This window comes from Nonomuraea sp. NPDC047897 (genome assembly GCF_043204415.1).
Classification (GTDB): domain Bacteria; phylum Actinomycetota; class Actinomycetes; order Streptosporangiales; family Streptosporangiaceae; genus Nonomuraea.
The window spans coordinates 427856-438188 of record NZ_JBIDCC010000005.1 but is presented as its reverse complement, the minus strand read 5'-3'; the positions used below and the strand labels follow the sequence as shown (position 1 = coordinate 438188).

The 10333-nt window shown below is 75.6% G+C and carries 6 protein-coding genes; all 6 read left to right on the top strand.

Going from position 1 to position 10333, the window contains the following annotated elements; genetic code table 11:
• Positions 1-1278, top strand: a 1278-nt coding sequence (locus ACGF0J_RS14880; protein ID WP_393145841.1) for an AMP-binding protein, incomplete at its 5' end; no start/stop codon positions are given.
• Positions 1275-6740 (top strand): amino acid adenylation domain-containing protein, encoded by a 5466-nt coding sequence (locus tag ACGF0J_RS14875; protein ID WP_393145839.1) that lies wholly within the window; start codon positions 1275-1277, stop codon positions 6738-6740. The genes ACGF0J_RS14880 and ACGF0J_RS14875, both read left to right, overlap by 4 nt.
• Positions 6737-8011, top strand: a complete 1275-nt coding sequence (locus tag ACGF0J_RS14870) for a saccharopine dehydrogenase NADP-binding domain-containing protein (protein ID WP_393145837.1) — start codon at positions 6737-6739, stop codon at positions 8009-8011. The genes ACGF0J_RS14875 and ACGF0J_RS14870 overlap by 4 nt, the downstream gene beginning before the upstream one ends.
• Complete coding sequence (locus ACGF0J_RS14865) at positions 8008-9141, top strand: Gfo/Idh/MocA family oxidoreductase (RefSeq protein WP_393145835.1); 1134 nt, start codon at positions 8008-8010, stop codon at positions 9139-9141. The genes ACGF0J_RS14870 and ACGF0J_RS14865 overlap by 4 nt, the downstream gene beginning before the upstream one ends.
• Complete coding sequence (locus ACGF0J_RS14860; protein ID WP_393145833.1) at positions 9138-9917, top strand: thioesterase II family protein; 780 nt, start codon at positions 9138-9140, stop codon at positions 9915-9917. The genes ACGF0J_RS14865 and ACGF0J_RS14860 overlap by 4 nt, the downstream gene beginning before the upstream one ends.
• A 31-nt stretch (positions 9918-9948) precedes the next feature.
• Complete coding sequence (locus ACGF0J_RS14855; RefSeq protein ID WP_393145831.1) at positions 9949-10329, top strand: nuclear transport factor 2 family protein; 381 nt, start codon at positions 9949-9951, stop codon at positions 10327-10329.
• The last annotated feature ends 4 nt before the right edge of the window (positions 10330-10333 follow it).

Sequence of the window (10333 nt, the reverse complement as noted above, 5' to 3'; positions counted from 1 at the left end):
CATCGGGCGGCGTTGAACACGGTGGTGGATGTGAACGCGCGGTTCGGGGTGGGTGCGGGGGATCGGGTGCTGGCGGTGTCGGCGTTGGACTTCGATCTGTCGGTGTGGGATCTGTTCGGGTTGTTGTCGGTCGGTGGTGCGGTGGTGCTGATCGGTGAGGAGGAGCGGCGGGAGGCGCACCGGTGGGCCGAGTTGGTGGCCGAGCACGGGGTGACCGTGTGGAACACCGTGCCCGCCCTGCTCGACATGCTCCTCATCGCAGCGCCGCCCGGCACCCTCGCCGGCCTGCGCCTGGCCATGGTGTCCGGCGACTGGGTCGGTCTCGACCTGTCCCGGAGACTCGCCGAGCACGCGCCCGGCTGCCGCCTGATGGCCCTCGGCGGGGCGACCGAGGCCGCGATCTGGTCCAACTTCTGTCCCGTCCCGGAGAAGGTGCCCGCCGAGTGGGTGTCGGTGCCGTACGGGCGGCCGTTGGCCAACCAGTGCTTCCGGGTGGTGGACGGCCGGGGCCGGGACTGCCCGGACTGGGTGGCGGGGGAGCTGTGGATCGGCGGCGTGGGTGTCGCGCTGGGCTATCGGGGTGATCCGGAGACGACGGCGGCCAGGTTCGTCGAGCGTGACGGGATGCGCTGGTATCGCACCGGTGATCTGGGCCGGTACTGGCCGGACGGGACGCTGGAGTTCCTGGGCCGGGTCGATCAGCAGGTCAAGGTGCGCGGGCACCGGATCGAGCTGGGCGAGGTGGAGGCCGCCCTGCTCGCCCATCCGGCCGTCGGCCAGGCCGTGGCGACCGTCGTCGGCGGGGCCGCCCGCCGGCTGGCCGCCCTGGCCGTACCGGCCGCCGGAGCCGACACACCCGGCCCGGACGAGCTGCGCGCGTGGCTCACCGACCGGCTGCCCTCCTACGCCGTGCCGGCCACCATCCGCCTGCTCGACGGCCTGCCACTCACCCCCAACGGCAAGATCGACCGCGCCGTCCTCGCCCGCCTGGCCGGGCAGGACGACACCACCGCCGACGCCCCGCCCGACGGGGACACCGAGCAGGCCCTCGCCCGCATCTGGCGCGACCTGCTCGTCCTGCCCGAGGTCGGCAGGCACCAGAACTTCGTCACCCTCGGCGGCGACAGCATCCTGGCCGCCCGCCTGGCCGAGGAGATCCGCACCGAGTTCGGCGTCGAGCTCCCGCTGCGGGACATCTTCGCCGGACCCACGATCGCCGAACACGCCGCCCTGATCGACCAGCGGCGGACCGCGACCTTCGAGGAGGGGACCGTATGAACGCCGGCCGGCTCGCCGCGGAACTCGAGAGCCTGGGCGTCCACCTGTGGGAGGAGTCCGGGCGGCTCCGCTACCGCGCACCCCGGGGCGTCCTCACCGACGAACGGCGCGCGCTGCTGGCCGAACACAAGGCCGCCCTGCTCGACCAGCTCGCCCGCCGCGAACGGCCCGAGGTCGTCCACGACCCCGGCAGCCGCCACGAACCGTTCCCCCTCACCGACGTGCAGGCCGCCTACCTGCTGGGGCGCCGGGACGCCTTCGACTACGGCGGCACCGCCTGCCAGGTCTACGCCGAACTCGCCTTCGCCGACCTCGACCCCGCCCGCCTCGAACACGCCTGGAACCAGCTCGTCCGCCGCCACGACATGCTCCGCGCCACCGTCCACACCGAGGGCTACCAGCAGGTCAGCCCGGACGTGCCGCACTACCACGTCCCGGTGGCCGACTTACGCGGCCGGCCCGCCGCCGACGTCGCCGCACACGTCGAACGCACCCGCGCCGAGCTGGACCACCGCGTCTACGACCCCGGCACCTGGCCGCTGTTCGAGCTGCGCGTCACCCGCACCGGCGAGCGCGACCTGCTGCACGTCTCCGTCGACTTCCTCATCGCCGACTACCTCAGCATCCGGCTCCTGCTCACCGAGCTGGAACGGCTCTACCTCGACCCGGACGCCGCCCTGCCCCCGCTGGAGATCACCTTCCGCGACTACCTGCTCGCCGCCCGCCGCGAACGCGACGGCCTCGCCTACGAGCGCGACCGCGACTACTGGGAGTCGCGCCTCGACGAGCTGCCCGGCCCGCCCGAACTGCCGGTCACCGAGCAGGCCGCCACCAGGGCGGGTAACCGCTTCACCCGCCACCAGGTCACCCTCACCCCCGCCCAGTGGGACGGCCTGCGCGGCCGGGCCGCCGCCCACGGCGTGACCCCGTCCACGGCCGTCCTCACCGCGTTCGCCGAGGTCGTCGGCCGGTGGAGCCGCCACCCCGCCTTCACGCTCAACCTCACCCTGCTCAACCGCCGCCCCCTGCACCCGCAGGCCGCCGACCTGGTCGGCGACTTCACCACCGTCAGCCTGCTCGCCGTCGACACCGGCGCCGCCGGCACCTTCGCCGGGCGGGCCGCCGCCGTGCAGAGCCGCCTGTGGGAGGACCTCGACCACCGCCTCCACACCGGCGTCGAGGTGATGCGCGAGATCGCCCGCCGCCGCGGCCGGGCCGCCGCCCTCATGCCCGTCGTCTTCACCAGCACCATCGGCGTCGGCGACGACCAGGCGGGCGGCGGCGACCTGGCCGAGGTCGTGTACGGCAGGAGCCAGACGCCGCAGGTGTGGATCGACTGCCAGGCCCTCGTGGAGGGCGGCACCTTGCAGGTCCGGTGGGACGTGCGCGACGGCGTCCTGCCCGACGGCGTCGCCGAGGACGCGTTCGGCGCGCTGCGCGACCTCCTGCTCGACCTGGCCGGCTCCGACGCCCCCTGGGACGCCGCCGCGCCGGTACGCCTGCCGGCCGTGCAGGCCGCCCGGCGTGAACGCGCCAACGCCACCGCCGCGCCGCTCCCCGCCGGCCTGCTGCACGAACCCGTCGTGGCCCAGGCCCGCCGCACCCCGGACCGGCCCGCCGTCGTGACCGGCGACCGCACCCTCACCTACGGCGAGCTGCTGCGGCGCGCCCGCGCGGTCGCCGCGCGGCTGCGCCCCGGCACGCGCGTGGCGATCCTCATGGACAAGGGCTGGGAGCAGGTCGTCGCCGCGCTCGGCACGCTCCTGGCCGGAGCCGCCTACCTGCCGGTCGACACCGCCCAGCCGCCCGCCCGGCGTGCCCGCATCCTCGCCGACGCCGGGGTCGCCCAGGTGCTCACCCAGTCGTGGCTCGCCGACCGCCCGGACGGCGTCGACCTGGTCGACGTCGACACCCTCACCCCCACCGACACCCACACCCCCACCGACACCCCGCCGCCGCCGTCCCCGGCCGGACCCGGCGACCTCGCGTACGTGATCTACACCTCCGGCTCCACCGGCACGCCCAAAGGCGTGATGATCTCGCACGCCGCCGCGCTCAACACCGTCGCCGACGTCAACGACCGCTTCGCCGTCACCGGAGGCGACCGCGTCCTCGGCCTGGCGAGCCTCGGCTTCGACCTGTCGGTGTACGACATCTTCGGCCCCCTCGCCGTCGGCGGCGCCCTCGTCCTGCCCGACGCCGCCCGCCGCGGAGACCCCGCCCACTGGGCGCGGCTCGTCGCCGAGCACGGCGTCACCGTGTGGAACTCCGTCCCCGCCCAGCTCCAGATGCTGGAGCACTACCTGGGCGCGCACCCCGGCTCCGGCCTGCCGTCGCTGCGGCTGGCGCTGCTCAGCGGCGACTGGATCCCCGTCGCCCTGCCCGGCCGGATCCGCGCCCACCTGCCCGGCCTGGACCTCGTCAGCCTCGGCGGCGCCACCGAGGCGGCCATCTGGTCCATCCACCACCCCATCGGCGACCCGTTGCCCGGCTGGTCCAGCGTCCCGTACGGCAAGCCCCTCGCCAACCAGGCGTTCCACGTCCTCGACCACGAGCTGCGGCCTCGGCCCGACTGGGTGCCCGGCGAGCTGTACATCGCCGGCGCCGGCCTGGCCCTCGGCTACCTCGGCGACGAACGCAAGACCGCCGAACGCTTCATCCGCCACCCCGAGACGGGCGAGCGGCTCTACCGGACCGGCGACCTGGGCCGCTACCGCGGCGACGGGGTCATCGAGTTCCTCGGCCGGGAGGACCGGCAGGTCAAGATCCGCGGGCACCGGATCGAGCTCGCCGAGGTCGAGGCCGCCGTCCAGGCCCACCCGGCGGTCGCCGCCGCGCACGTCCTGGTGGACGGCGACGGCATGGACCGCCGCCTGGCCGCGTTCGCCGAGCCCGCACGCACCGCCGCCGGAGCCGCCGAGGACGGCGAACGGGTGGCCGCCGAGCTGAGCGCGGCGGCCGCCGCGGCGGCGGCCCCGTGCACCGCCCACATCGACCGGGCCGAGCTGATGGAGTTCATCGCCCGGCTCGACCGGGCCGCCGTCCTCGGCATGATGCGGGCGCTCGTCCGGCGGGGCCTGTTCGGCGAGCCAGGCGCCACCGCCGCCGCCGACGAGGTGCTCGCCGCGACCGGCGCCGCGCCCCGCCACCACCGGCTCGTCCGCCGCTGGCTGCGCGTCCTGGAGAACGAAGGGCTGCTCGAACGGCACGGGGACCGTTGGCGGGCCGTACGGACCGTCGCCGCCGAGGACCTGACGGCGGCCTGGCGGGCCGTCGACGAGCTGCAACGCGAGGACAGCTACCCGGCCGAGCTGATCGGCTACTTCAGGGACAGCACGGACCGCCTGCCCGAGCTGCTGCGCGACGAGCTCGACCCGCTGCCGCTGCTGTTCCCCGAAGGCCGGCTGGAGATCTCCGAGGCCGCCTACCGCGAGAACCTCATCAGCCGCTACGTCAACCACGCCGCCGTCGAGCTGCTGCGCCGCATCGCCGGCCGCCACCCGGGCACGCTCCGCGTGCTGGAGGCCGGGGCGGGCGTCGGCGGCACCAGCGCCCAGACCATTCCCGCGCTCGACGGCCACGACGTCGACTACCTGTTCACCGACGTCTCGCCGTTCTTCATCAACGAGGCCCGCGAACGCTTCGGCGACCGGCCCTGGGTCCGCTACGGCCTGTTCGACATCAACGAGGACTACCGCGAGCAGGGCTACGCCCCCAACGACTTCGACGTCATCCTGTGCGCCAACGTGCTGCACAACTCCCGCCACGCCGGCCGGGTGCTGCGGCGGCTCACCGAGATGCTCCGGCCGGGCGGCTGGCTGCTCTTCATCGAGACCACCAAGGACAGCTACCAGATCATGACCTCGATGGAGTTCATGATGCCCGGCAAGGACCCCGCCACCTGGGACTACGAGGACCTGCGGCACGGCCTCGACCAGACCTTCCTCGGCCGGGAGCAGTGGCTCGGGCTGCTGCGCGAGGCCGGCGCCGACGCCGCCGTCTGCCTGCCCGGCGACGGCGACGTCACCGGGCCGCTCGGCCAGAACGTCTTCGCCGCCCGCTTCAAGGCCGACCGCGCCCCCATCGACGTGGCCGGCCTGGCCGGGCACCTGGCCGACCGGCTGCCCGAGTACATGATCCCCGCCCACCTGCAGGTCCTCGACAAGCTGCCGCTCACCACCAACGGCAAGGTGGACACCGCCGCGCTGCGCGGGCTGCTGCCCCGCGCCGCCGCCGGCCGAGCCTCCGCCGGCGGCCCGCCCCGCGACGACCTCGAACGCCGGCTCGCCGCCGTCTGGGCGGAGGTGCTGCACCTGCCGCGGGTCGACCGGGACGACGACTTCTTCGACCTCGGCGGCGACTCCCTCGTCGTGGCCAAGCTCGCCGCCGTGCTGCGCGAACAGGTGCCCGAGGCGTGCGAGATGTTCTGGGACGACCTGGTCCGCCACATCCTGCACCGGCCCAGCGTCGCCGCCCTCGCCGACGAGCTGCGCCGCGGCGCCCGGCCCGCCGCCGACGACGACAGCGGCGACGACGGCGGCGGCGGCCGGGCCGCGAGCTCGCCGCTGGTGCCCCTCGGCGGCGAACCGGCCGGCCCCGGCCCGCTGCGCGTGCTCGTCCACGAGGGCAGCGGCACGCTCGGCCCGTACCGGGCGCTCGCCCGCCGCCTCACCGACAAGGGCGAGCGGCTCGCCGGCCTCGCCGTCACAGAGGTCGACGCCTACCTCGCCGAGGACCCGCGCGGCCTCATCGAACGGCGCGCCGCCCGCTACGCGCGCGCCCTCCTCGACACGGGCGCCACCGGCTTCCACGTCGTCGGCTACTGCATGGGCGGCCTGCTCGCCACCGAGGTCGCCCGGCACCTCACCGAGGCGGGCGCCACCGTCGAGAACCTCACGGTGATCAGCAGCTACACGCTGCCGCGCGTCATCGACGACGACCTGGTCGCCGAGTACGTCTTCGCCCGCGTCATGGGCGTCGACCCGGCCGCGGCCGGCTACCCGGCCGACGAGGCGGCCATGTCACGGCTGTTCGAGCGGCTGCTCGCCGAGGACCCCGAACGGGTGCCCGCCGGCCGGCTCGCCGCCCTCGACGCCGCCTTCAGCCGCCTGGCCGCCCGCCCCCAGCCCGAACGCCTGGCCGCCATCGGCCGCACCGCCGCCCACGCCGACGCCGAGATCGAACGGCATGTCACATCCCTCTACCAGGTCGTCCGGCACAGCCTCGACGCCGTCGGCACCCACCGGCCCGAGCCGTACGCGGGGGACATCACGTTCCTGCGGCAGCTCGGCGACACCGGCTTCCTGCCGTGGCTGCGCGACGACATGACGGGCTTCTGGCGTGACCTGTGCCTGGGCGAGCTGACCGTGGCCGACATCCCGGGCGACCACTTCACCTGCCTGCGACCTCCGCACGTGGACGAGGTCGCCATGCTGCTGACCCGCCTCGGGGAGCGCCGATGAGCGCCCCGGACGCCCCCGCCGCCGGGCCGCCGCGCCACCCTGCCGCCGCGTCCGCCGGGCCGCCCGGCCGTCCGGGTACGGACGGCGCGCCGGTCGGGGTGCTCGGCTGCACCGGCGCGATCGGCGGCGCGCTGGCCCGCCGCCTCCACGAGGCCGGCATCGGACCCCTCCGCCTCGGCGGACGCGACCTCACCCGCGTACGGGCCGTGGCGGCCTCGCTCGCCACCGGGCCGCCGGGGCCCGGCCGCGGGGTCGAGAGCGTGGAGGTCGACGTGGCCGACGCGGACGCGCCGGCGGCGTTCTGCGCCGGGTGCCGGGTGGTCGTCAACTGCGCCGGCCCCTCCGCCCGCATCCTCGACACCGTCGCCCGCGCCGCGCTCGCCGCCGGCGCCGCGTACGTCGACGTCGCCGGCGACCTCATCGACCGTGCCCCGCTCCACGCCCTCGCCGGCGACGGCGCCGGCGACGGCGTGGTCGTGCTGGGGGCCGGGATGATGCCCGGGCTGTCGGCGTTGCTGCCGAGATATCTCGCCGCCGGAGCCGGCCGGGTGGAGCGGCTCGTCGCGTACGTGGGCGGGCTGGATCCGTTCACGCCCGCCGCCGCGCGGGACTACGTCGCCTCCCTGGCGGGCGGCCACGGGACGCCGCTGGCCGCCTGGCGGCGGGACGGTCCGGTGCGGGGGGCGTTGCGGCCCGCCCGGGGCGTGCGGGTGGCCGGGTGGCCGGGTCGCGTCAGCGTGTACCCGTACCTGGCCGCCGAGACCGAGCGGCTGGCCCGGACGCTCGGCATCGCCGAGGTGGACTGGTGGACGGTGTTCGACGGCGACCGGACCCTCGACGCGCTCGCGCGGGCGGGGGAGGCCGAGCCGGATCGGACGGCCGAGACGCTGGTGCGGGCCTCCCGGCTGGACGCGTTCGGCCGCGAGCCGTACTTCCAGATGGTCTTCGAGCTGACCGGCGACGGCGGCGGGCGGACACTGGTGGCGCGCACCGGGCGCAGCCACGAGCTGAGCGCCGCCGTGGCCGCCGCCGCGACCGCGGCCGTGCTGCGCGGGCAGGTGCCCGCGGGCGTGCACGAGGCGGGCGACGTGCTGAGCCCGCAGGAGGTGTTCCGGCGGCTGGACGACGATCCGGCGCTGACCCGGCTGGCCGTCGAGCCGATGATCCGGGCGGCCGGCGGCGCGGCGCCCGGTCACGCGGGCGGCGCACCGGCGCGGCCGCACCGCCGCGGTGACGAGGCGGACACGCTGGTGGAGGAGGGAACGCTGTGAGCGGACGGCCCCGCGTCCTGGTCTGCGGCACCGGCTTCGGCCGGGTGCACCTGGCGGCTCTGACCGACCCGGGATCGGCCTTCGAACTCGCCGGCATCCTGGCCAGGGGCGGCGAGCGGTCCCGGGCCTGCGCCGCCGAGGCCGGGGTGCCGCTGTACACGCGGGTGGCCGACATGCCGGACGGTGTGGACCTGGCCTGCGTCGTGCTGCTCGGCGACGTCAACGGCGGCCCCGGCAGCGCCGTCGCGGCCGAACTGATGGCCCGCGGCGTGCCCGTGCTGCAGGAGGGACCGCTGCTGCGCGACGAACTGGCCGCCTCCCTGCGCGCCGCCCGCCGCCACAAGGTGGTGTTCCAGGTCAACACCCACTACGTGCACCTGCCGCCGGTGCGCAGGTTCGTGGCCGCCGCCCGGGCGCTGCGTGCCGAGCAGGAGCCGCTGTGGGTGGCGGCCGCCTGCGGCATCCAGGTCGCCTACCACCTGGTGGACGTCCTGGGCCGGGCGCTCGGGGGCCTCAGACCGTACGAGTTCGCCGCGTGCGGCACGACGGACGGGCCGCGCACGCCGTTCCGCACCCTGGAGGGCGTGATCGCCGGCGTGCCCGTCACCCTGCGCGTGCAGAACCAGCTCCACCCCGCCGACCCCGACAACCACGCCCACCTGCTGCACCGGATCACCATCGGCGCCGAGGGCGGCACCCTCACCCTGCTGGACCCGCACGGCCCCGTCCTGTGGTCGCCCCGCCCGCACCTGCCCGCCCCGGCCAGGAACGCCACCCGGCTGCACGACGCCGCCGACGCGCACCTGGACTTCCCGGCCTGCACCCCGCTCGGGCCGGCCGAGGCGCCGCCGTACCGGGAGATCCTGGCGCGGATGTGGCCCGCCGGCGCCCATCGCGCGATCTCCACCACCTGGACCGCCGTACGTGATGGAATGGACACGATGCGTGACGGACAGTACTACCTCGCGGTCGGCGGGGCGTGGCAGGAGCTGACGGCGGCGCTCGGATTTCCCGAACGGCTCACCGCGCCGCCGCCCCGGCCGCTCTCCGCCGAGCCCCTGCTGGCCGCGGCCCTGCGAGCAGCCGCGCCCGAGGAGGAGCCCGACGCGCTGGAGGAGGCGAACGCATGACCGTCACCACGACCGAGCTGCGCGAACGGTGGCTGCGCCCGCTGCGCCGGCACGACGCACCCAGGCTGCGCCTGGTGTGCTTCCCGCACGCCGGCGGCGCGGCCGGCTTCTTCCGCACCTGGGCGGCCCGCCTGCCGCACGGCATCGAGCTGTACGGCGTGCAGTACCCGGGCCGCCAGGACCGCATCGGCGACGGCCACGCCGCCGCCATGGACGACCTGGCCGGCCCCGTCGCCGCCGCGCTGGAACCGCTGGCCGGCGTCCCGCTCGCGCTGTTCGGCCACAGCATGGGCGCGGCCGTCGCCCACGAGACCGCCAGGCTGCTCGAAAGCCGGCTCGGCCGGCCGCTGGCCGGGCTCGTCGTCTCCGGCCGGCCGGCGCCCGACCGGCCGCGCCCCTCCGACGTCCACCTGGGCGGGGAGGAGGCGCTGCTCGACGACCTGCGCCGGCTCGGCGGCACCAGCGAGGAGGTGCTCGACGACCCCGCCCTGCGCGCGATCGTCCTGCCCACGCTGGAGGCCGATTACCGGCTGATCGAGACCTACCGTCCCGCCACGACCGCGCCCATCCGCACGCCGGTGTGCGCCTGCGTCTCCGACGCCGACCCCGAGGTCGACCCGGACGAGGCGGCCGCCTGGGAGCGCCACACCACCGGCTCGTTCGACCTGCGGATCTTCCCCGGCGACCACTTCTACCTGGTCCCGCAGGAGGCCGAGCTGGTCGCCCAGGTGCTGCGCTCCTGCGACCTGCCCGCCCCCTGGCCCTCCACCCCCTGACACACCCGCCCACCACGAAAGGAGCACCGCGATGAACCTCGACAAGGAACTGACCGCCCTGGAGGAGCAGGGCTGGGCCGCGATCTCCGTCGGCGACGGCGGCTTCTACCGCCGGCTGGTCACCGACCGCACCGTGTGCGTCGAACCCGACGGCCTGCAGACCGGCCGGGAACTGGCCGACGACATCGACGCCAGCAAGTCGCCGTTCGACGACTACAAGCTGGAGGACGTCAAGGTGTTGCCGCTCGGCGACGCCGCCGCGATCATCACCTACCGCGCGGTCGTCCGGCTCAGCCAGGCCGACTTCACCTTCCAGCTCTACATGACCAGCGTGTACGAGCGCGCCGGCGAGGAGTGGAAGCTCGTCTTCCACCAGCAGACCCCGGTCAAGGAGGCGGGCGAGGACGGCTGATCGC